This window comes from Pseudomonas sp. MYb185, assembly GCF_002979975.1.
GTDB lineage: Bacteria > Pseudomonadota > Gammaproteobacteria > Pseudomonadales > Pseudomonadaceae > Halopseudomonas.
Window position 1 is genome coordinate 28,618 of the sequence record NZ_PCQD01000005.1, and the last position, 22,885, is coordinate 51,502.

Sequence of the window (22,885 nt, forward strand, 5' to 3'; positions counted from 1 at the left end):
GGCGTTCAGGCCTTCTCGGATTTGTATTCGTAGAAGTAATGGCCGTAGTGACTGTATCCATACACGGATGACTTCTTGATTACGGCGTTGAAGATGGCTCCCTTGAGCTGGATATCGTCCTGCTCGAAACAGCGCTTGGCGGCTTCGATCTCCTTGGCCGAGTTCTGGCCGAAGCGGGTCACCAGCAGGCAGATGCCCGCCTCGCGACCGACAATGGAGGCATCGGTAACCGCGAGTACCGGTGGCGTGTCGATCACGATCAGGTCGTAGCGCTCGTCGACTTCACTGAGGAAGCGACGGAAGTTCTCATGCATCAGCAGCTCGGAAGGGTTGGGCGGAATACGCCCGCGGGGTATCAGGTCCAGGCTGTCGATCTCGGTACGATGGATGGCGCCGTCGAGGCTGAGCCGCGCGGTGAGCAGCTCGGATAGTCCGTCCCTGGGGGGCAGGCGAAATACCTTGTTGAGATAGCCCTTGCGCATGTCCGCATCGATCAGCAGTACCTTCTGCCCGGCCTGGGCCATGGTTGCGGCCAGGTTGGCGGCGACGAAGGACTTGCCCACCGAGGGGCTGGGGCCGGAAATCATCAGCACGTTGTTCTTCGCTTCGGCATGAGCGAAGTGCAGGCTGGTGCGCAGGCGGCGCAGGGACTCCACGGCCAGGTCGGCGGGGTTTTTCATGGCCAGCAACAGGGAGTTGCGTTGTGCCGCCTTGCTGTTGCTGCGCAGGTTCTTCTCCAGATACTCCTGGTCCTTGCTGAATGGGATGGCGGCATACACCGGCAGCCCCAGGTGCTCGATGACCTCGGGATTTTCCACGCCGCGATTATGGATCTGCCGCAGCAGCACCACGGCAACGCCGAGAAAGCCGCCGAACAGCGTGGCCAGGACGGTGATCAGTGCCTTCTTCGGTTTGACCGGGCGCGATACGCTGGCATCCGCGGCGTCGATGATGCGCACGTTGCCGACGGTGCCGGCGCGCAGTACATCCAGCTCCTGGGAGCGGTTGAGCATCGCGGTATACACCTCGGTGGTCACCGCTACGTCCCGGGACAGGCGTAGCAGCTCCTGCTGGGTTTCGGGCAGTTCGTCGACCTTCTTGCTCAACTCGTTGCGCTGGCGCTGCAACTGCTGGGTCTGCTCGAGCAGGATCTGGTAGGACGGATGCTCGCCAGTGAAGCGGCGTTGCAGCTCGGCGCGCTTGAGATTCTGCTCGGAGATCAGGGTATCCAGTTCGATGATCTGACTCAGTACCGACTGGGTCTCGATGGAGATATCGACCGACTTGCTGCTCATCTGGAAGTCATTCAGGGCCTGCTCGTAGCGCTCCAGTTCCGAGCGAACCTGGGGCAACTGCTCGCGCAGGAATTCCAGGCTCTGCGCCGCTTCGGCGGAGTTGCGCTCAACGTTCTGGCGAACATAGAGACGGCTGACTTCATCCAGTACGCGAATGGAGTGCCGGTGATCCGGATGCTGCAAGCTCAGGCTGATGATGCCGGAATCCTTGGAACGTTCGCTGGCCTCCAGCTCGTTCTGGTAGTACATGATGGTGTTCAGCAGACGGTTGCGGGATACGCTGAAACGCGTGCCTGGTCGGGCCAGCAACGTGGCGATCTGTACCTTGAAGCCGTTCTGGTCGATCTGCTGGCCGGTCTGGCCAGCCAGCAGCTGTGTGTCATGTTCATCGTAGATACTGAAGTAATCATACTCACCGGCGACCAGCGTCAGGGGCTTGTCCAGATACTCGACCGGCACCTCCAACTGGAAGATATCCAGCTCCTCGCCACCCCAGGCATATTCGGCCAGACCAAACCAGGGGATGGCCAGCTCGCCCTTGAACTGCGGTTGAAAGCGCCGCGCCGCCCACTCACCGATGAGGGGGAAGTGGTTGGGCGCGGAAACCGTATCCAGTTTCAGGTTGATCACGGCCTGACCTATCACCGCTCTGGATTTGAGCAGCTCGATCTCCGTGACGGCTTTGGAAGGGGTGCCGAAGACGTCAGAGAGTTCCGAGAGCCCTGCCAGGCGACCGCCGCTTTTTTCCTCGACCTGGATCAAGGCGTTGGCCTGGTAGATCGGCGTCGCCAGGATGGCGTAGGCCATGCCCAGCAGGGCAAAGACGACGGTCAGGCCGACGATGACCCATTTGCCCTCGATGAGCGCGCCGAACAGCACCGCCAGATCGATTTCATCGGTATTGCTCTGGTTCCGATAGGGAGACGTGATGTTTTGCATGATTATCCTTGCGCAGGCGCAAATTAAGGATGGTGAAGCTCTGGCATGGCCTTTTTCAGGCACGCTACCGCCCCAGGATTTGCAGTCGGATCCTGAAAACTGTTGAGTTCTATTTGTTAAAACTTTCTCGGGCGGGCATACGGCAGCCACAACGGCTACTGCACGTTTGAGAAAAAGCAGTTTGGTAAAACGTACCGCTACTGCCGGAACATGTTTGCCAGGGCAGCCGACCAGATTTCAGGCTGTTGGTGATGTCCGATTCGGTGGGTGTACAGGGGCTTGACTAGGTCTTCCACAGACGCCGGCCGCAGGGAAGGGCAGGAGTGTGTGGCTGCTTCTATCGTATGCTGGATCGATCTATTGGTAATGTCTTGTCGCCAGTCAGGAAGCAGTGGCCGGGAAAAATCCGAGGCCAGTATCTGGTACAGCAGAATTCCCAGAGAATAAATATCGCTGCGCTGGGAGACGCCGCAATTGCGGTAGGTTTCCGGAGCGCGGTAGAAACAGCTGCAATCGCTGCAATTACATTCCGTGACGGGATTGCTCACTGACTTGCCAGGTGCAGTGATCTGGATATGACCGTCTTCGGACACAAACAGGTTGCCGGGCTTCAGAAATGAATGCACGGTGCCTTTGGAGTGCTGCATGGACACTTCCCTGGCAAGGTTCATGAAAAGATCGAGCCGGTGCTCGATCGGCATGATGGATAGGTGGTGCCGTCCGGCCCAGGCATCCAGACTGGTACCACCTGCTGCGTGGAAGGCGGTGTCCTCCGCGTATGTTCCCGCTACTTCTGGCTCGACATCGACGGTGGCTCCGAAGCTGCCCTGCTCGTCGGTTGGATTGAGCGAAATGACATCCAGGTAATGCGATGACGGCGGTGGCGGGCTGATCCGTGCGCTGGTGAACAGGGGATTGCTTTTCACCTGACGTGGAGTGAGCTGGGGCGAGGGGATGATGCTGCAATCAGGCGCGGCTTCCATCTTTCTGACCGGCCCCTTGATGCGGTAGCCGACGCGGGGGATGGTAACCAGGAGCGTGGCATTTTCTCCCAGGGCCTTGCGCAGCTTGGCCGTCGCGTTAGCCAATACATTCTCCACGGTGAGGCGGCCGCCCCAGACCGTTTGCAGCAGCTCGCCCTTGGTCACCACCTGGTCTGCGTGCTCGAGCATTTTTGCCAGTAATACCAATGGTCTACGCTCAATCGCTACAGGCGCTCCGTTAATCCTGAGTTCGAACTTCGCTTCATTGAATTCGGCTGTACCGAAGAAGTATCGGTACAGCCTGGCAGGTCGCTTATACAGTAAATCCATATGCCGTCTCCTCAGCAGAGATGAATTACGACGCTATTGGTGAACCACGACTTATTAAGGCAGATGTTTGCTGATTAAGTGTGCTGCGTTATTGAACCGTTATTGATTGGTTACTGCTGAACCGGCGTTACTGATTCGTGAAGGCGGGCCGCTGTTTTTCATGCCTGAATAGCCCCTGTGGATGGGTGGTGGCAATCTCGTATCTGCTGCACCGACTAGGCCTCCCTCAAGTGCGCTGGGGTAAGTATATGGAAATCTTGCGTGGTTCTGCTGAAAAAATCGCTGAAAAAGCGAGAGTGTCAATCATGTCGCCGGTTCTGGATCTTCTACCCGAGGTCGTGGAGTATCAACTGCGGTATCTGAAAAGACACGGCAAACTGTGCAACTTCAAGGACCCGAAGCGGTTGACCGAGAAACTGCATCACCGAATGCGCTATCCCTTGCCGCACTTTTCCCGCCTGGCCGATAAGGTCCTGGCCCGGGATTACATCCGGGATACTGTAGGTGAGAAGTTCAATGTCCCGTTGTACGATGCGGTGGAAATGGTAACTGCGTCACAATTTGATCGATTACCTGATGTGTTTGTCATGAAAACCAACAACAGCAGTGGTTCCGTTCGCATTGTGGCCGATAAGTCTCGGGAGAACATTGCTGAGCTGGTAGCGTTGGGCAACTCCTGGCTGCGTGATGACTTTTCCAAATGTCGCGGTGAACGACACTACAAGGCGATCCGCCCACAGGTGCTGTTCGAGCAGGCGCTATTGACGCCCAACGGACCTCCGGCGGATTACAAGGTGCATGTCTTCAATCCTGCCGAAGGGGAAAGCTTTCTCTTCGTGCAGGTCATCAATGGTCGCTTCGGCAGGATGACCCAGAATCTGTATTCGGCGGACTGGCGAAGTCTGCCATTCCGACTGGGGGGAACATTGCCGCCGAGCACCGATGCGGCGGTGACGGCGGCGCCCGACAATCTGTCCGACATGCTGGAAGTGGCCAGGCGGCTGGGGCAACCCTTTGGCTATTGCCGGGTGGATCTGTACCTGTTCGAACAGCGTATCTATGTGGGTGAAATCACTTTTACCCCGGGAGCCGGCGCTTTCAAGCTGCATCCGGCGGAATGGGACGAGAAGTTGGGAACATTGTTTCGTTGGCCGGAGATGCCCATGCCGAGTGTTGCCGAGACGATCAGCGAGCGCAGCAGTCACTTTCACGATGCGGTGAACGAGCTGGGGTGAAGCATGGACAGACACAACGGGGCGTCGGCGGCCGGTTCATTTCGCGGAGACATCGAAGGGTTGCGCGCGCTGGCGGCCTTGTTGGTGGCGATATTTCATATCTGGATGAACAAGGTGTCCGGTGGCGTGGATGTGTTCTTTGTAGCCTCCGGGTATCTGATCACGCTCTCGCTGTTGCGGCAATGCGAGCAGCAGGGCCGGGTGCGGCCACTGGTTTTCTGGGCGGGCCTGGCCCGGCGGTTGTTGCCGGCTGCGCTGCTGGTCATCGCCGCGGTGCTGCTGGGCACCTGGCTGTTGTTGCCACGGTCGCTGTGGATGCCGTCGATGAAGGAAAGCCTGGCGGCGATGTTCTACCTCGAGAACTGGCTGCTGGCACTCAACTCGGTGGACTACCTGGCACGCGACAATCTGCCCAGCCCGGTGCAGCATTACTGGGCGCTGTCGGCACAGGGACAATTCTATGCGCTCTGGCCGTTCGTCATCATGCTGGCGCTGTACCTGGGCAGGCGACTGCAACTGAATCGCCGTCAGGCGGTGATGCTGACGTTTGCCGGGGTCTTCATCCTGTCGCTGGGGTTTTCCATCATCCACACCGCTGCCAACCAGACCTTCGCCTATTTCAATACCTTTGCCCGGGTCTGGCAGTTCGCTCTCGGCGGGCTGGTGGCGATCATGCCCTGGGCGTCGATTCCCGCTGAAATACGTCGGGTCATGGGCTGGCTGGGGTTGGTGGCCATTCTCAGCTGCGGCATGGTGCTGGATGTGTCGTTGAGCTTCCCCGGTTACGTGGCACTCTGGCCCTCGTTGGGCGCGGCGCTGATCCTGGCGGCCGGAGCGACCGTGGTGGGGGGCAGTGCAGGCCGGTTGCTGTCGATTCGACCGTTGATCTGGTTGGGCGGCATCAGCTATGCCTTCTATCTCTGGCATTGGCCGATAATGATCTTCTTCCGCGCCACCTTTGCCGAGTTGGGCGTTGCCTGGTATGGCGGGGTGCTGATCCTGCTGCTGTCACTGTTGCTGGCCTGGGGAACCACCCGACTGATCGAGAAGCCGGTGCGCAGCCATCTTGGCAGGCGGTCACCGGGCTTTGTCTATGTCACGGCCTTGGCTGCATTCGCTCCGCTGGTGCTGGCAATCGCCCTGTGGCGCAATGAGGTTCAGGGCCTGGCCGAGCAGTATCAGGTGCCGGAAACGGTGGATGCATCGTTGTATCCGGGCGCGCGGGCATTGGCTGCCGGGCTGGCGCACGGCTCCACCGAGGACACGGCCATCATTCCGGAGCCGTTCATGGCCAGCAGGGATGTGCCCAAGCCCTATCGCGAGGGTTGCCATCAGAGTCTGCTGGGGAGCGAGGCGAGTGCCTGCCAATATGGCCATGCGGATGGTGTGCTGACCATTGCGGTGGCGGGCAGCTCACATGCCACCCATTGGGTGCCGGCATTGGAGAAGATCGCTCTGCAGCGCAACTGGCGCCTGGTGAGCTATACCAAGAACGGCTGCCGCTTCACCGCCAATGCTGATGAATCGCCGGATAACCGCCAGAACTCCTGCGCAGTATGGAATGACAATGTGCTGGCGGCGCTCGAGCAGTTGGCGCCGGACCTGGTGTTTACCACCGCCACCGTGGCGGCGACGGCGGATCGCCCGGAGCATGTGCCGGATGGCTATGTTGAGCAGTGGAAGAAGCTGCAGCAGATGCAGCTGAGGATCATCGCCGTGCGCGATACGCCTTTCATGGGCTTCCATGTACCGACCTGCGTGGATATCAATGGCGCTGATTCGCGGCACTGCTCGCGTCCCAGGGAACAGGCGCTGGCGGCCGATCTGCGCCTGCCGCTGGAAGAGCTGGATGCGAAGGAGCAGGCTATCCATTTCATCGATATGAGTGATTACTTCTGCACCCGTGACAGTTGCCCGGCGGTGGCGGGCAATGTCCTGATCTACAAGGACAGAAGCCATATATCCACGGTTTACATGAAGTCCCTGAGCGGCTTCCTGGCGGAGGCGATCGACCGCTCTAGCTGGCCGTTGGCTGAGCGCCAGGCCAGCCACTTTCCGAGGGGCAGACCGCTGGTGTTCTGAGCAGCGGTCTTGCGCAGTGGCTTATTCCACGGTCACCGACTTGGCCAGGTTCCTGGGTTTGTCGACATCCGTGCCCTTGACCAGGGCAACGTGATAGCTGAGCAGTTGCAGCGGAATGGTGTACAGGATCGGAGAGATGATGTCGTCCACCTGGGGCAGGCTGATGGTTCCTTCGCCCTGTTCCTGGTCGATGCTTTCACAGGCGAAGGTGATCAGTTCGCCGCCGCGGGCGCGTACTTCCTCCAGATTGGATTTGAGCTTTTCCAGCAAGCTGTCGCTGGGGGCGACGCTGACTACCGGCATGTCCTCGTCGACCAGGGCCAGCGGGCCATGCTTGAGCTCACCCGCGGCGTAGGCCTCGGCGTGGATATAGGAGATTTCCTTGAGCTTGAGCGCACCTTCCATGGCGATGGGGTAGTGCGGGCCGCGCCCCAGAAACAGCGCGTGGTGCTTGTTGGCGAAACGCTGCGCCAGGGCGGTGATGGCTGGTTCCAGCGCCAGTACCTGAGTGATCAGCGCGGGTAGCTTGCGTAGCGCGGCCACATTGTCGGCTACCTGCGGCGCGCTGCGGTCGCGCACTTGCAACAATGCGGTGGTGAACCACAGCAGGGCGACCAGTTGCGTGGTGAATGCCTTGGTCGAGGCGACGCCGATTTCCGGGCCGGCATGGGTCAGCAACCGCCAGTCGGCTTCACGCACCAGCGAGCTGCCGGCGACGTTGCAGATGGCCAGGGTGGCAAGATAGCCCTGATTCCTGGCGAAGCGCAGTGCGGCCAGGGTATCGGCGGTTTCGCCCGATTGGGAGATGGTGATCAGCAATGTGTTGGCCGGTACCACCACGGTACGGTAGCGGTACTCGCTGGCCACCTCAACCTGGCAGGGCAGCCCGACCAGGGATTCGATCCAGTAGCGGGCGACCAGCCCGGCGTGGTAGCTGGTGCCGCAGGCGACGATATGAATGTTCTGAATGTCTGCCAGACGGGTTTCCGCCTCCGGACCGAGAATGGCGGTCAGTACATGGTCGTCGCCCAGGGTGCCGCTGAGGGTGTCGCTGATGGCCTCCGGCTGCTCGAAGATTTCCTTGAGCATGTAGTGACGGTACTCACCTTTTTCCAGGCTGTGGGCGGCGTGTTCGTAGCGTTTGACCGGACGTTCGGCCTGCTGGTACTCGCGATCCCAGATGTCGCATTGGTCGTGGCTCAGGCGCGCATGGTCGCCTTCGTCCAAGTAGCGGAAGCGGTCGGTGACCTGCAGCAGGGCCAGCGGGTCGGACGCCAGGTAGTGTTCGCCGCTGCCCTCGCCAACGACCAGTGGGCTGCCCATGCGGGCGCAGTACAGGTTGTGCGGTTCATCCTCATGCACCAGGGCCAATGCATAGGCGCCATGCAGTTCACCGAGGGCGGCGCGAAAGGCGCTCAGCAGATCCGGGGTCTGGCTGTAATGCCAGGCGATCAGGTGCGCGACCACTTCGGTATCGGTCTCGGAGGTAAACACGTAGCCCAGATCGGTCAACTTCCTGCGCAGGGGCGCGTGGTTTTCGATGATGCCGTTGTGCACGATCGCCAGCCCTTTGGACACATGCGGATGGGCATTGTGCTCGGCGGGCTTGCCATGGGTGGCCCAGCGGGTATGGGCGATGCCCAGGTAGCCATCAGCCGGACTGGCCGCCAGGGCCTTTTCCAGTTCCGCCACCTTGCCGGTGGCGCGAACCCGCTGAATACCGGTGCCGGCGGCCAACACGGCGACACCGGCCGAATCATAGCCGCGATACTCCAGGCGACGCAGACCTTCGAGCAGAATGGGGGTGATATTGCGCTGAGCGACCGCGCCGACGATTCCGCACATGTTGTGGTTTCCTTGTTGCCGGGTGCAAAGACCGCAGTTTAACACTGCTGGTCGAGGGACGATATTCTGGGGTTTGGGTTGTCGCGCGCCTGCGCGACAACGGGCTGGCTGCTGCTGGGAGCTCGCAGGCGTCGCGCAGGGGCGCTACACCCCGAACCAGGCACAGCGCGTTCTCGGGTTGTCGCGCGCCTGCGCGACGACGGGCTAGCTGCTGCTGGGAGCTTGCAGGCGTAGCGCAGGGGCGCTACACCCCGAAACCAGGCACAGCACGTTCTCGGGTTGTCGCGCGCCTGCGCGACGACGGGCTGGCTGCTGCTGGGAGCTCGCAGGCGTAGCGCAGGGGCGCTACACCCCGAAACCAGGCACAGCGCGTTCTCGGGTTGTCGCGCCCCTGCGCGACGACGGGCTGGCTGCTGCTGGGAGCTCGCAGGCGTAGCGCAGGGGCGCTACACCCCGAAACCAGGCACAGCGCGTTCTCGGGTTGTCGCGCGCCTGCGCGACGACGGGCTGGCTGCTGCTGGGAGCTCGCAGCAGCAGCGCAGGGGCACTACACCCCGAACCAGGCACAGCGCGTTCTCGGGTTGTCGCGCGCTTGCGCGACGACGGGCTGGCTGCTGCAGGGAGCTCGCAGGCGTAGCGCAGGGGCGCTACACCCCGAAACCAGGCACGGCACGTTCTCGGGTTGTCGCGCGCCTGCGCGACGACACTGGGGCCTAGCGCCGGTTGAAGCGCTTCACCAGTGCTCTCTGGCTGGTGGCGCTGGCTGCCAGTTGCAGGTTGATCTCGGCGCTGTGCCGGGCGTGGGTGGCGGTCTGGTCGGAGAGCACGGCGATGTTGGTGATGTTCTGGTTGATCTCGTCGACCACGGCGCTCTGCTCCTCGGCGGCGCTGGCAATCTGGCCGGCCATGTCATTGACCCGCTCGATGGCCTGGCGAATGCCGTCCAGTGCCTCGTCAGCCTGGATAACCAACTGGACGCCCTGGTCCGCCTGTTCGCTGCCGGCGTGCATGGTGCTGACGGCCCGGCCGGTGGCCTGCTGCAGGTTGTCGATCAGCCGGTGAATCTGTTCGGTGGAGTCGGCGGTACGCTTGGCCAGGGCTCGGACCTCGTCGGCGACCACGGCAAAGCCGCGTCCCTGTTCGCCGGCCCGGGCCGCTTCGATGGCGGCGTTGAGTGCCAGCAGGTTGGTCTGCTCGGCGATGCCCTTGATCACATCCACCACGGTGCCGATTTCCTTGGCATCGGTCGCCAGTTGCGAGGCAACGGTGGCGGCGGAGCTGACCGAGGAGGAGAGCATTTCGATCGAGTCGCGGGCCTTGCCGGCCACCAGCTTGCCCTGTTCGGCCTGCTGGTTGGCGCTGCGGGCGGCATCGGCTGCGCGATGTACGTTGCCGGCCACTTCCTGGGTGGCGGCGGACATCTCGTTGACGGCGGCCGCCACCATGTCGGTTTCGTTGCGCTGGCGCTCCAGCTGCTCGCTGCTTTGCCTGGACAGGTCGCTGCTGTGCAGGGCCTGTTGCCGAAGTTGCTCGGTGCTGTCGGCGACGCGGGTGATGCAGGTGCGCAGTTGCGCCTGCTGGCTGTGCAGGGCCATTTCCAGTTGGCCGAGTGGTCCGCGATGGTCGGTATACATCTGTGCGAGCAGCGGATCGGTAATGCTGTTCTCGGCGCCATCGGTGAGCATGCGCAGCAGGGTGCAGTCGCGCATGTGTTTCAGCAGGATGCCGATCGGGCCACCAACCGCCGCTGCCAGCAGCAGCCCCCAGAGACCGAGAAAATGCACCGCCAGGCCGCCGAAGCAACTGAGCAGGGCGACCGGCAGCATGATCTGCGCCATGCCCAGCCAGTCGGCCGGGACCGCCTTGCGTCCGGCATTGAGCCGGGCATACAGACGGGTGGCACGGGCGACCTGGTCAGGTGTGGTCTGGGTGCGCACCGACTCGAAGCCGACTACCTCGTCGTCCTCGCGGATCGGCGTGATGAAGGCGTTGACCCAGTAGTGATCGCCATTCTTGCAGCGATTCTTGACCACGCCCATCCAGCTGCGGCCCTGCTTGAGGTCATTCCACAGGTGCGCATAGACCGCCTGGGGTACATCCGGGTGGCGCACGATATTGTGCGCCTGGCCGATCAGTTCCTCGCGGTCGAAGCCGGAAACCTCGACGAAGGCGTCATTGCAGTAGGTGACTACGCCTTTCAGGTTGGTGGTGGAAATCAGTCTCTGGTTGGCATTGAAGGTTCTCTCCCGTTGTGTCACGGGTAGATTCTTGCGCATGGGGTTTCCTGAAGGCTCGGGTTATCTGGACTATTCTAATTAGATGTTATCCGGTGGTTATCGGCCAGACCGCCTAGTTCTTGAACGGACTTGTCGGTCTTGAGAATTCTAAATGAGGAGCAGTCCCTGATGTCATCAATCGACAGTTTGCAAACCCTGAGCAGTCTGCAGGTAGGCAGCCTGACCTATCAGTATCATTCGCTGCCCAAAGCTGGCCAGCTGCTGGGTGAGATCGACAGGCTGCCAATGTCACTGAAGGTCCTGCTGGAAAACCTGCTGCGCCATGAGGACGGTCAGACCGTCACCGGTGAGGACATCCAGGCCATGGCCGACTGGCTGGTGACGCGGCATTCCGATCGGGAAATCCAGTATCGACCGGCGCGGGTGTTGATGCAGGATTTTACCGGGGTGCCGGCGGTGGTCGACCTGGCGGCCATGCGTGATGCCGTGGCGCGTGCCGGTGGCGATCCGCAGCGGATCAACCCGCTATCGCCGGTGGACCTGGTGATCGACCATTCGGTGATGGTCGACCACTTCGGCGATGAGCAGTCCTTCCACGACAACGTGGCCATGGAGATCAAGCGCAATGGTGAGCGCTATGCCTTCCTGCGCTGGGGGCAGAAGGCGTTCAACAATTTCCGCGTGGTGCCACCGGGCACCGGTATCTGTCACCAGGTGAATCTGGAGTACCTGGCGCAGAGCGTCTGGGCAGAGCAGGTCGATGGGCAGCTGTGGGCCTATCCCGATACTCTGGTGGGCACCGATTCACATACCACCATGGTCAACGGCCTGGGTGTGCTGGGCTGGGGCGTTGGCGGTATCGAGGCGGAGGCGGCCATGCTCGGGCAGCCGGTGTCGATGCTGATTCCTGAGGTGGTGGGCTTCAAGTTGACCGGCAAGTTGCGCGAGGGCATGACCGCCACCGACCTGGTGCTGACCGTGACGCAGATGCTGCGCCAGCGCGGTGTGGTGGGCAAGTTCGTCGAGTTCTATGGCGATGGTCTGGCCGATCTGCCGCTGGCCGACCGCGCCACCATTGCCAATATGGCCCCGGAATACGGGGCGACCTGCGGCTTCTTCCCGATCGATGAGGTAACGCTGAGCTACCTGCGCCTGACCGGTCGTCCGGCCGAGGTGGTGGAGCGTGTGGAGGCCTACAGCAAGGCGCAGGGGCTGTGGCGCGAACCGGGGCATGAGCCGGTGTTCTCCGACACCCTGCACCTGGATATGAACGAGGTGGAGCCGAGCCTGGCCGGCCCGCGGCGCCCGCAGGACCGGGTGGCGCTGGGGGACGTGCACAAGGCGTTCGATGCCTTGCTCGAGCAGCAGCGGGCACCCGTGGTGCGCGATGTCGAACGCCTGGAGGACGAGGGTGGCGGCGGCGCGGCGATCGGCGGGCCGAGTGCCGAGGTATGCGTGACCCTGGACGGCGAGGAGATCGTGTTGAAGGATGGTGCGGTGGTGATCGCCGCGATCACTTCCTGCACCAACACCTCCAATCCCAGTGTGATGATGGCGGCGGGGTTGCTGGCGAAGAAGGCGGTCGAGCGTGGTGTTCGGCGCAAGCCCTGGGTCAAGTCCTCGCTGGCGCCAGGCTCCAAGGTGGTTACCGATTACCTGCTGCGTGCCGGGCTGACCGACTATCTGGACCAGTTGGGCTTCAACCTGGTCGGCTATGGTTGTACCACCTGTATCGGCAACTCCGGACCTTTGCCCGAGCCGATCAGCCGTGCCGTCAGCGAGCATGACCTGGTGGTCTCGGCGGTGCTGTCGGGCAACCGCAACTTCGAAGGGCGTATCCATCAGCAGGTCAAGGCCAACTGGCTGGCATCGCCGCCGCTGGTGGTCGCCTATGCGCTGGCGGGTGACAGCCGCATCAACATGCTGGAGGAGCCGCTGGGGCTGGATAGGGACAACAAGCCGGTGTATCTGCGCGACCTGTGGCCGAGCAACGCCGAGATCGCCGAGGCGGTGGCGCTGGTCGAGGACAGCATGTTCCGCGCTCGCTACGCGGACGTGTTCACCGGCGACGAGCACTGGCAGGCGATCGTCACCAGTGGGGGCGATACCTATGCCTGGGACAGCCAGTCCACCTATGTACAGAACCCGCCGTACTTCGAGGATATCGACAAGCCGCTGCAGCCGCTGCGACCGATAGAGCAGGCCCGGGTGCTGGCGGTGTTCGGTGATTCGATCACCACCGACCATATCTCGCCGGCGGGCAATATCCAGTCGAGTTCCCCGGCGGGTGAGTACCTGCAGCGCCTGGGTGTCAGCCCAGATGACTTCAACTCCTACGGCTCGCGGCGCGGCAACCATGAGATCATGATGCGCGGCACCTTCGCCAATATCCGTATCCGCAACCGTATGCTCGGCGGCGAGGAGGGTGGACTGACCATTCACACGCCCAGCGGTGAGCGCATGTCGATCTATGACGCAGCCATGCGTTATCAGCGCGAGGGTACGCCACTGGTGGTGCTGGCCGGCAAGGAGTACGGCACTGGCTCCAGTCGCGACTGGGCGGCCAAGGGCACCAATCTGCTGGGGGTGAAGGCGGTCATCGCCGAGAGCTTTGAGCGCATTCACCGTTCCAACCTGGTGGGCATGGGCGTGCTGCCGTTGCAGTTCGTCAATGGCCAGGGTGCAGCGACCTTGCAACTGACTGGACACGAAGTGCTGGAGATTCCCGGCATCAACGACCAGATCCGGCCTGGCCAGATACTCAAGGTCATCGCCCACCGTGATAACGGACAGACGCTGGAGTTCGAGGTGCTATGCCGGATCGATACCGGCAATGAGGTGGATTACTTCAAGGCGGGCGGGATCCTGCATTATGTGCTGCGGGAGATGTTGGCGTAGGGGACCTGTCGTCGAGCAGGCGCTCGACAACCCGAAGGGCGTAGCGCCGGCGCGCTACACCCCGGAGTAGCCAAGCATAATGTGGGTGCACTCGCCCCTCCCTCCAATGGGTTGTCGAGCGCCTGCTCGACGACGGCTGTTGCGAGGGGGCTGGGAATTCGCTGGCGCAGCGCCGGCGCGCTACACCCCAGAGTAGCCCAGCATAATGTGGATGCATTCGCCCTCCAATGGGTTGTCGAGCGCCTGCTCGACGACGGCTGCTGCGAGGGGGCTGGGAATTCGCTGGCGTAGCGCAGGCGCGCTACACCCCGGAGTAGCAGGTGCAAGCAGAGTGTGGATGCACTCGCCCCCCCAATGGGTTGTCGAGCGCCTGCTCGACGACGGTTGTTGCGAGATGGCTGGGAGTTCGCTGGCATAGCGCAGGCGCGCTACACCTTGAGGTGCGGAGCCTACTCGCCCAGAAAGCCACCTGACTGCCGTGCCCAGAGCTGGGCATACAGCCCGCCCTGACTTATCAATTCACTGTGGCTGCCATCCTCGACGATGCGTCCCTGGTCCATGACGATCAGCCGGTCCATCTCGGCGATGGTCGACAGGCGGTGGGCGATGGCGATCACGGTTTTGCCCTGCATCAACTGGTTGAGGTTTTCCTGGATCGCGGCTTCGACTTCCGAGTCCAGCGCCGAGGTGGCCTCGTCGAGGATCAGGATCGGCGCGTCCTTGAGCATGACCCGGGCAATGGCGATGCGCTGACGTTGCCCGCCGGAGAGCTTCACTCCGCGTTCGCCGACATGGGCGTCATAGCCGTGCCGGCCCCGGGCGTCACCGAGGCCGGGGATGAATCCGTCGGCATGGGCGCTGCGGGCGGCCTGTTGCACCATCTCCTCGGTGGCGTCGGGGCGGCCGTAGCGGATGTTGTCGCGTACCGAGCGGTGCAGCAGGGAGGTGTCCTGGGTGACCATGCCGATATGTTCGCGCAGCGAGTCCTGGCTGACCTCGGCTATATTCTGGCCGTCGATGAGGATCTGCCCGTCTTCGACATCGTAGAAGCGCAGCAGCAGGTTCACCAGGGTCGACTTGCCGGCACCGGAGCGGCCGACCAGGCCGATCTTTTCCCCGGGGCGGATGTGCAGGTTCAGTTCGTCCATCACCCCATGGCCCTTGCCATAGTGGAACTGCACATGCTCGAAGCGGATATCGCCTTGAGTGACCTGCAGGCGTTTGGCATCGGGCCGATCGGTGACCAGTTGCGGGCGGGAGATGGAACTGATGCCATCCTGCACGGTGCCGATATTCTCGAACAGTGCGGAGATCTCCCACATGATCCACTGCGACATGCCCCACAGCCGCAGTACCAGGCCGACCGCCACGGCGACGGCGCCAACGCCGATGATCTCCTGCAGCCACAACCAGATGGCCAGCCCGGTGACGCTGCTCAGCAGGATGCCGTTGAGCACGTAAAGTGACAGGTTGACCAGGGTCACCAGGCGCATCTGCCGGTAGACGGTGTCCATGAACCCGGTCATGCCCTCACGGGCGTGGACGGCTTCGCGCTGTGCATGGGAGAACAGCTTGACGGTCTGGATATTGGTGTAGCTATCGACCACGCCGCCGGTCATCACCGAGCGCGCATCGGCCTGCTGCTCGGCGACCTTGCCGAGCCGGGGGATGAAATAACTCATCATCAGCAGGTAGCCAGTGGCCCAGGCGAGCATGGGCACGATCAACCGCCAGTCGGCCAGGCCCATCACCAGCAGGGTGCCGAGGAAGTACACGGCGACGTAGTTGAGCACGTCGATCAGCTTGATCACGCACTCGCGCACTGCCAGGGCGGTCTGCATCATCTTGGTGGCGATGCGGCCGGCGAATTCATCCTGATAGAAGGTCATCGACTGGCGCAGCAGGTAGCGGTGTACCAGCCAGCGGATACGCATCGGGTAGTTGCCCATCAGCGTCTGGTGGCTGAACAGCGAGTTGATCAGGATCAGCAGCGGTAACAGGCCCATGACCACCAGGAACATGCCGGTCAGCTTCCAGCCTTCGTTCTGCACGAAGGTACTGCGGTCCTGGTGCGACAGCCAGTCGACGATATTGCCGAGGAAGCTGAACAGCCACACCTCGGTGATGGCAATGCCTGCCATCAGCACGGCGGCGATGATCAGGTACGGCCAGGAGCCCCGGGTGTAATGCAGACAGAATGCCAGCAGCGTGCGCGGCGGCTGGGTGGGTTCTTCTGCGGGGAAGGGGTCGAGACGTTGTTCAAACCAGCGGAACATGAAAGCAGCCTGTGGCAACAGCGAAGGCTGGGCATTATGCGCGCTGAGGGGAGTCGGGCTCAAGTGAGAAGGCATGCGCTGCACGGTTGAAAGGAAGGCCGAGTTCCATCTCGGCCAGCGGCGTTGCAGGCGGCTCCGTTGGTCGAGATGGAACTCGACGGGGTTGCCATCGACCTTTCATGCTTCTCTGTACTTGGGAAGACTTTCATGATGCAGTGCTCCACAATGATATGAGTGATTCAGGCCATAGGTGATCCATGACCTGGTGGAAAAGTCTGTTGGGAAGGTTGTTGATGAGTGATCGGGAAACCCTGCTGGAACGGCGCCGTGATGACTACGGTTCGCTGCGGATCACCGAGAACGGGGAGGGTTATCGGTTTCTGTATTTCGGTGAGCTGACCGAACAGAGCTGTGTTTTTCACGCCGATCCGGCGTGGCTGGAATACGATTACACCCGGGCCATGCTGCTGGGCGCGTTCTGGTGCGCGCCACCGGCGCAGATGACCTTGCTGGGGCTGGGTGGTGGCGCGTTGGCCAATTGCCTGGTGCGGCATTTCGCGCCGGGTCGGGTGACCGCAGTCGAGCTGCGGGCCGAGGTGCTGGCGCTGGCCCGGCACTGGCTGGGCCTGTCGGATGACCCGCGTCTGCAGGTGCGGATCGGTTGTGCCGAGCGGTATATCGCTGCAGCCCCCGCCAGTTGCGATCTGCTGTTCGTCGATCTGTACATGGAAGGCGGGCTGTCGCGTCTGCAGTTGCAGGCGAACTTCTTCGCCAAGTGCCAGCGGGCGTTGCGACCCGGTGGGGTGCTGGTGATCAACCAGTGGCAGATGGGCGACAGTGGTCTGCCCTACGCTGCAGCCATGCTCGGCGACCTGTTCGGCGAGCAGTACCTGCAGGTTCAGGTGGAGGAGGGCAATATCATCCTGTTCGTGCCGGCGGTGGGTGACCCGCCGCTACCGCTGGACCGGCCGGCCATGCATGCCTGGGCAGTGGCCCTGGAGCCGCAGCTGGGGTACTCGCTGCAGCCCTACATCAATGATCTGTACCGCGCCGGAGAGGTGCTGTAGCGCTCGCAGGGCCTCAGCCGACGCGGTGCTGCTGGCCGGTGAAGTGCAGCAGGTCGCCGCAGCGCCGGCACTGATATCGCCGCCCTCGGCGCACCAGGGCATGGCGCTGGGGGGTGAAGGGAATGTGCTCGGGGCAGCCGCAGCGGTACAGGTAGCGGGTGCTGCGCCGTTGCGGGACCGGATAGTCATGGCAGCGGTGAGCGGGCAGGCCGAACAGGCCGGTCATCAGGCTCTGCCATTCACGGCCATGCGGGCGGATACGCTCGCCATACAGGGCATAGGCGATCAGGTGCGCGGCCTCGTGCGGTACCGTCTGCAGCAGGAAATCGTCACGATGGTCGCGGTACATCTGGCCATTGAAGCGCAGCAGGTTGCGATACAGGTAGGCTACGCCCGCCTTCTGGCCGCGCAGGTCAAGGGTAACCTGGGGACGCTCGAAGGTTCTGCCGAAATGTTGTTCGGCGTGTTGATAGCAGTGTTCCAGGCGATGCAGTATCTGATCCATGCGGCATTATAAGGGTGTGGACGCAGGGCAGGTAAAGGAAACGGGATGAATGCATTGAGCTATGGCAGTGAGCTGACGGGGTTGCTGATTGCGCTGGCGGTGGGGCTGATCATCGGCTTCGAGCGGGGCTGGCAGTCGCAGAATCTGGACGAGGCCCGGCATGAAGAGATCGATGACCAGACGGTGACCGGCATCCGTACCTTCGGTTTGCTGGGCCTGTCCGGTGGGGTGGTGGCGCATCTGGCGATGCTGTCCTCGGATCTGTTGCTGGCGGCGGCGCTGCTCGGTGTGGCGGCGTTGTTGATCGTGGGCTATGTGCACAGCAGCAAGGCCACCGGCGACCTGGGGGCGACCACGGAGGTGGCTGCCCTGCTGGCTTTTCTGCTGGGGGCGTTGGCGGTTTACGGGCTGCACCTGGAGGCGGCCACCGCAGCGGTCATCACGGCGGTGCTGCTGGGGGCCAAGGAGCGCATTCATACCCTGTTGCGTAGCCTGTCGCGCCTGGAGCTGAATGCGTCGTTGCAACTGCTGGTCATCGTGCTGGTGGTGTTGCCACTATTGCCGAATGAGCCCATGGGGCCATGGGACAGCCTCAACCCCCGGATCATCGGCTGGCTGGTGCTGTTGATTGCGGGTATCAGCTTTATCGGTTATTTCGCGGTGAAGCTGCTGGGTGATCGTGTCGGGCTGGTGCTGACCGCTCTGTTGGGTGGGCTGACTTCGAGTACCGCGCTGACGCTGGCATTTTCCCGGATGGCGCGAGTGGACGTGTCCCGGCACGCGCTGTTGGGGGCCGGTATCGCGCTGGCCTGCGGCACCATGGCGCCGCGCCTGCTGCTGGAAGTGGCGGTGGTCAATCGTGCGCTGGTATGGCCTCTGCTGCCGGGGATCGTCGGGTTGGCACTGGTGCCGTTGCTGGCGGTGGGCTGGGTCATCCATCGTCATCGGGGTGAGCAGGGGATACGCAACAGTCCGCCGGTCAGCAATCCGCTGGATCTGCAACAGGCGCTGGTCATGGCTACGCTGCTGACACTGGTATTCATGCTGTCGCGCGGTGCCGAGCAGTGGTTCGGCAGTGAAGGGGTATACGTGCTGGCGCTGCTGGCCGGGATCGCCGATGTGGATGCCGTTGCCATTGCCCTGGCGCAGCAGGCGAAAGGGGATTTGGCCGACGATGTGGCGGTGCGCGGCATCCTGCTGGCGGCCTTGACCAACACCGCGGTCAAGGCGGGCATCGTACTGGTGGTGGGCGGCTGGTCACTGGCGCGCTGGGCCAGCTCGATCCTGCTGCTGGCGCTGGTTGCTGGAGGGGTGGGGCTGGCCCTGGTCTGAGTGCCCCTTTATCGGGTTGTCGAGCGCCTGCTCGACGACAACACCACGGGCATAGCGCCCAAACACAGCCCCGAAAGGAAGGTCGAGTTCCATCTCGACCAGCAGAGCAGCATGAAACACCGCAGGCCGGGATGGAACCCGGCCATCCATAACACCGGGTTGTCGAGCGCCTGCTCGGCGACGGGTGTTGCGCCGTGGCGGGGAGTTCGCTGGCGTAGCGCGGGCGCTACACCCCGATGATTCGAGTGGCTGCGAAGTGGCAGGGGTGCTCCACCCTGGTTCAGAATATGCCGCTATCCAACCCCGCGGCCATATACAACCCGAGCTCCTCGGCTTCGTCGACGAACTCGGGCTTCCAGTCGCCACGCAGCACCAGCGGATCGCGCGCCCAGCTCCAGCGCAGGCCGGTGACGATGCTTTCGATGGCGCGGCGGGTGCCGGTGCCGTCCATGCCGGCGCGGATATACAGGGCGCAGGGCAATCCCTGCTGCTGTTCCAGCACCGGGTAATAGCACCGGTCGAAGAAGTCCTTCAGTGCGCCGCTCATGTAGCCGAGATTCTCCGTGGTACCGAGGATGATGGCGTCGGCCTGCAGTACATCCTCCGGCGTGGCCTGCAGGGGGGCCACCCAGCGGGTGGATACGTTTTCGATATCGGGACTGGTTGCGCCGCGCAGCACCGCGTCCACCAGCTTGCGGGTATTGTCCGATGGGGCGTGGGCGACCACCAGCAGTTGTTTCCTGGCCATGGCGTCCTCATGACAGCGATGATGAGTGATTGCACTCAGTGTAGGGCGTTACAGTGCGGTTTGGCGACAGCCATCGGCTATGGGGTGGGCAGGAAGAGGGGAGGTTGGCAGGAGCGGGCGCTGCCAGAGACAGCGCCCGCGGGTCTTGCTGTTACTGCGCGGTGCGTTCCAATTGATTGATCTGGTAGATCACCGTGGTACCACTGACTTCGTTGCCGACGATCAGCAGCGGTTCACCGTTGGGCGAGTCTTCGGCGGAGACGAACACCAGGCCTTCCGGCCCAAGGTCGCCGGCTTCTGCCAGGCGGTTGGCGTCGGCCAGATCCTCGGGGTCGTCAACCCAGTTTTCACGGGTGTTCAGGTAGTCCTGGAACAGCGGCTCCTGCGGGTTGCTGATATCGAATACCATCACTCCGCCCATGCGCTCGAGACCGACAAAGGCGAAGGTCTGCTCGCCGATCCGGCCCAGGGTTATACCTTCCGGCTCGGGGCCCTTGGCGTCGCTGCGGCTGTCGAACGCATTGCCTTCATCATGACCGGAGTTGAAGTAGTCGAGGCAGGGGATATTGCGATCCGGTCCGAGCCGGCACTCGAATCCGCTCTGGTCGGCCAGGAACTTCTCGAAGAAGTCGCCGGAGTCCCATACCTGCTGGCCGTCCTCATCCCAGATGGAGAAGGAGCGGGCACCATAGGAGTACAGTGTGTGGTACATCAGGTAGCCATTGCTGGCGTCAGCACCCGGGGTTGGGTTACCAGCGGCATCATGATAGATCGGGCTGCCGTCCTCGTTGGTGTGATAGCCCTGTACCCAACTGATGTTCAGGCGACCCAGACCACCATTGTCGGGGCTGGCCGCGTCCTCCCGGCACGCACCCGCCTGTTTGCCCGGGTTCAGCCCGGCACCGCAATAGCCGAATACTTCAGGATCGAGTACGGCACCGACGGCGAGGTCGTACAGCTGTGGCGGCATGTCATCGGCGAAGCGGCGGGAAAAGCCCTCATGATGAACCAGGTGCTTGACCCGCAGCTCTTCGACAAAGCCCTGGCTGCGATCACCGGGTAGCGCTTTAGCAGTGCCCCAGTAGGCGTCGTTGTCCTCTCCCCAGGCGCGGGCATCACCTTCGTTGGCCGAAACGAGATAGGTCTTGCCATCCACGCTGTAGCTGGCAATGGCGTCAGGGTGATACATGCCGACCACGCCCGGCCACAGCTGGAAGTTGAGCAGCGGCGCGCCCTTCTCTCCGTCTTCGTCGCTGGCATCAATGGCGTTGCCTTCCTGGCCATAGTCCTTGTAGCCCAGCGGCAGGATGTCAGTGATGGTGGCGCTGGCGATATCCAGCTTGGCGAAGGCGTTGTTTTCCTGCAGCGAGACCCAGGCAGTGGCGCTGTCGTCGGAGACGGCGATGTATTCCGGCTCCATGTCCCGGGCGACGCTGGCGATATTATCGTGGCCATAGCGCTGGCTGTTGTCGGCGGGGCCGTAGATGCGTACCCCCTTGGCGATCAGTTCCTGTTTCCGGGACTCGAAGTGGGCGAAGCCGGCGGTGCGATTGGTGCCGAAACCGGTTCGGTCCTCGAGCACTTCGATGATGCTGACCGAGCCTTCGGGGTCGATCGAGTAGTCATCGCTCGGCTCGCCTTCGTTGGCTGTGAGCACGTATTTGCCATCGGGGGTGAAGGTGACCATGTCCGGCAGAGCGCCGACCGGGGCACTGTCGAGCAGCACCAGGCTGGTGGCGTCGTACAGCTCGACGGCTCCGGGGCTGGTCTTGGGGGAGGCTTCAACGGCCACGGCGAGCAGCCCATCATGCCAGGCGACACTGTTGATGGTGGCAGACGGAACGGAGGTGACCAGCGACTCGATGAACGTCGGGTTGGCCGGATCCGCCGCGTCCAGCACATCAACCGCGCCGGATTGGGCGTTGACGATGAATATGCGCTGGTTGACCGGATCGAAGGCGGGAATCTCCGCTGCACTGGCACCGAATACACCGCTGGAATAGCGCCCCAGCTTGCTCAGCTCGATATTGATCGGCGTGGGGTCGGCCGGGCCACCATTATCCCTGTTGCTACTGCTGCTATTGCCCAGGCAGCCAGCCAGAGCGACGGACATGGCCAGAGTGCTGACCGCAAACCATTTGTTCATGTGCATCCTATTCCTTGATGTATTGGGTGGCCCATTGATACGGGCCGCACATGACAGCTGAATGGCGTTCCGGTTGCCGGGAAGTGACATTTTCGGGTCTGGTGCCGGGCGGGTGAGGGTGAAGCGGTGTGCGATGGAATGGTGATGATTTTTAATCGCTATCACAATATGGTGTGATATTGCCAATGGTTCTAATGACGTAGGTTTTATTTAATCGGGATTTAACTATAGTCAAGGACAAGATCGCTGCGACAGTATGTCGCACCTTCTGCCTGCGACTCGGTATCGATGGAGCGCAGGACAATAACAAATCAGGAGGGCAGACCATGATCAACAACGTAGTGGGGCTTTTCATCAATCCCAACCGTGCCTGGAGAACCATCAAGGACGGCGAGGCACGCATCGGACCGATGTACCTGGTCCATGTGCTGATACTTGCCGCGATTCCCGCGGTTTCCGCCTATATTGGCACCACCCAGGTCGGTTGGACCATAGGCACACTGGAACCGGTCAGGCTCACCCAGGCCAGTGCCTTGCAGATGACCTTCCTGACATGGCTGGCGATGCTGGCCGGGGTAGCGATCATGGGGGCCTTCATTCACTGGATGTCGCGCACCTACGATTCCAGCCCGACCCTGAGTGAATGCGTCATCTTTGCTGCCTATACCGCGACGCCGCTGTTCATTGCCGGCCTGGCGGCGCTTTACCCGAACCTGTGGTTGGCGATGACGGTAGGCACGGTGGCGATTTGCTACACGGTATATCTGCTCTATCAGGGTATTCCGATCTTCATGGAGATCCCGACGGAAGAGGGCTTCCTGTTCTCCAGCTCGATCCTGGCCGTGGGCCTGGTGGTGCTGGTGGGCATGATGGCCACCGCCGTGATCTTCTGGGGGCTGGGCATCGGGCCGATCTACCTGCGTTAGACATTCCACTGCGCCGGGGCTGCGGGAGCATTGCCCCGGCT

14 protein-coding genes and 1 pseudogene are annotated in these 22,885 nt (G+C 62.2%); 6 read left to right on the forward strand and 9 right to left on the reverse strand.

The window, feature by feature from the left end; genetic code table 11:
- Positions 1 to 5: 5 nt before the first annotated feature.
- Both CQ007_RS09020 and CQ007_RS09025 read right to left on the reverse strand, forming a co-directional pair.
- A complete protein-coding gene (locus tag CQ007_RS09020) occupies positions 6 to 2,234 on the reverse strand; it encodes a polysaccharide biosynthesis tyrosine autokinase (RefSeq protein WP_105645342.1) in 2,229 nt (742 codons plus the stop codon).
- 197 nt (positions 2,235 to 2,431) lie between these two features.
- Entirely contained in the window at positions 2,432 to 3,547 is a 1,116-nt protein-coding gene (locus CQ007_RS09025) for a winged helix-turn-helix domain-containing protein (protein WP_105645344.1), read from the reverse strand.
- A gap of 248 nt (positions 3,548 to 3,795) precedes the next feature.
- Here CQ007_RS09025 and CQ007_RS09030 point away from each other — a divergent pair, with 248 nt between their 5' ends.
- Both CQ007_RS09030 and CQ007_RS09035 read left to right on the forward strand, forming a co-directional pair.
- Positions 3,796 to 4,782 carry an ATP-grasp fold amidoligase family protein gene (locus tag CQ007_RS09030; protein ID WP_105645346.1) on the forward strand — a complete coding sequence of 329 codons (987 nt, stop codon included), beginning with the start codon at positions 3,796 to 3,798 and terminating at the stop codon, positions 4,780 to 4,782.
- Between the two features lie 3 nt (positions 4,783 to 4,785).
- Positions 4,786 to 6,864 carry an acyltransferase family protein gene (locus CQ007_RS09035; RefSeq protein WP_105645347.1) on the forward strand — a complete coding sequence of 693 codons (2,079 nt, stop codon included), beginning with the start codon at positions 4,786 to 4,788 and terminating at the stop codon, positions 6,862 to 6,864.
- A 21-nt stretch (positions 6,865 to 6,885) separates the two neighbouring features.
- On the opposite strand, the gene glmS is transcribed toward CQ007_RS09035, so the two are convergent.
- From glmS to CQ007_RS19365, 3 genes and pseudogenes are all read right to left on the reverse strand, one after another.
- A complete protein-coding gene (gene glmS, locus CQ007_RS09040) occupies positions 6,886 to 8,709 on the reverse strand; it encodes a glutamine--fructose-6-phosphate transaminase (isomerizing) (RefSeq protein ID WP_105645350.1) in 1,824 nt (607 codons plus the stop codon).
- A gap of 713 nt (positions 8,710 to 9,422) precedes the next feature.
- Positions 9,423 to 10,547, reverse strand: a complete 1,125-nt coding sequence (locus tag CQ007_RS09045; protein ID WP_371919822.1) for a methyl-accepting chemotaxis protein — start codon at positions 10,545 to 10,547, stop codon at positions 9,423 to 9,425.
- Positions 10,548 to 10,658: 111 nt separating this feature from the next.
- Positions 10,659 to 10,985, reverse strand: a pseudogene (locus CQ007_RS19365) (PAS domain-containing protein); the annotation flags it as partial.
- A gap of 129 nt (positions 10,986 to 11,114) precedes the next feature.
- Here CQ007_RS19365 and acnA point away from each other — a divergent pair.
- Positions 11,115 to 13,844 carry an aconitate hydratase AcnA gene (gene acnA, locus CQ007_RS09050; RefSeq protein WP_105645353.1) on the forward strand — a complete coding sequence of 910 codons (2,730 nt, stop codon included), beginning with the start codon at positions 11,115 to 11,117 and terminating at the stop codon, positions 13,842 to 13,844.
- 449 nt (positions 13,845 to 14,293) lie between these two features.
- Here acnA and CQ007_RS09055 read toward each other — a convergent pair whose 3' ends face one another.
- Positions 14,294 to 16,120 carry an ABC transporter ATP-binding protein gene (locus tag CQ007_RS09055; RefSeq protein ID WP_105645355.1) on the reverse strand — a complete coding sequence of 609 codons (1,827 nt, stop codon included), beginning with the start codon at positions 16,118 to 16,120 and terminating at the stop codon, positions 14,294 to 14,296.
- Between the two features lie 293 nt (positions 16,121 to 16,413).
- Here CQ007_RS09055 and CQ007_RS09060 point away from each other — a divergent pair, with 293 nt between their 5' ends.
- Positions 16,414 to 17,187: a spermidine synthase gene (locus CQ007_RS09060; RefSeq protein WP_105645357.1), complete on the forward strand. Its 774-nt coding sequence runs from the start codon at positions 16,414 to 16,416 to the stop codon at positions 17,185 to 17,187.
- 13 nt (positions 17,188 to 17,200) lie between these two features.
- Here the strand turns inward: CQ007_RS09060 and CQ007_RS09065 are convergent, their stop codons facing one another.
- Positions 17,201 to 17,692, reverse strand: coding sequence for a SprT family zinc-dependent metalloprotease (locus CQ007_RS09065; protein ID WP_105645359.1), 492 nt, complete (start codon positions 17,690 to 17,692; stop codon positions 17,201 to 17,203).
- Positions 17,693 to 17,737: 45 nt separating this feature from the next.
- Here CQ007_RS09065 and CQ007_RS09070 point away from each other — a divergent pair, with 45 nt between their 5' ends.
- On the forward strand, positions 17,738 to 19,024 hold the full coding sequence (locus CQ007_RS09070; protein ID WP_105645361.1) for a DUF4010 domain-containing protein: 1,287 nt from the start codon (positions 17,738 to 17,740) through the stop codon (positions 19,022 to 19,024).
- Between the two features lie 280 nt (positions 19,025 to 19,304).
- On the opposite strand, the gene CQ007_RS09075 is transcribed toward CQ007_RS09070, so the two are convergent.
- Positions 19,305 to 19,772: a flavodoxin family protein gene (locus CQ007_RS09075; protein ID WP_105645363.1), complete on the reverse strand. Its 468-nt coding sequence runs from the start codon at positions 19,770 to 19,772 to the stop codon at positions 19,305 to 19,307.
- Positions 19,773 to 19,923: 151 nt separating this feature from the next.
- Positions 19,924 to 21,918, reverse strand: coding sequence for a choice-of-anchor I family protein (locus tag CQ007_RS09080; RefSeq protein ID WP_105645365.1), 1,995 nt, complete (start codon positions 21,916 to 21,918; stop codon positions 19,924 to 19,926).
- 326 nt (positions 21,919 to 22,244) lie between these two features.
- On the opposite strand from CQ007_RS09080, the gene CQ007_RS09085 reads away from it, so the two are divergent.
- On the forward strand, positions 22,245 to 22,844 hold the full coding sequence (locus tag CQ007_RS09085; protein WP_105645367.1) for a Yip1 family protein: 600 nt from the start codon (positions 22,245 to 22,247) through the stop codon (positions 22,842 to 22,844).
- Positions 22,845 to 22,885 lie beyond the last annotated feature (41 nt).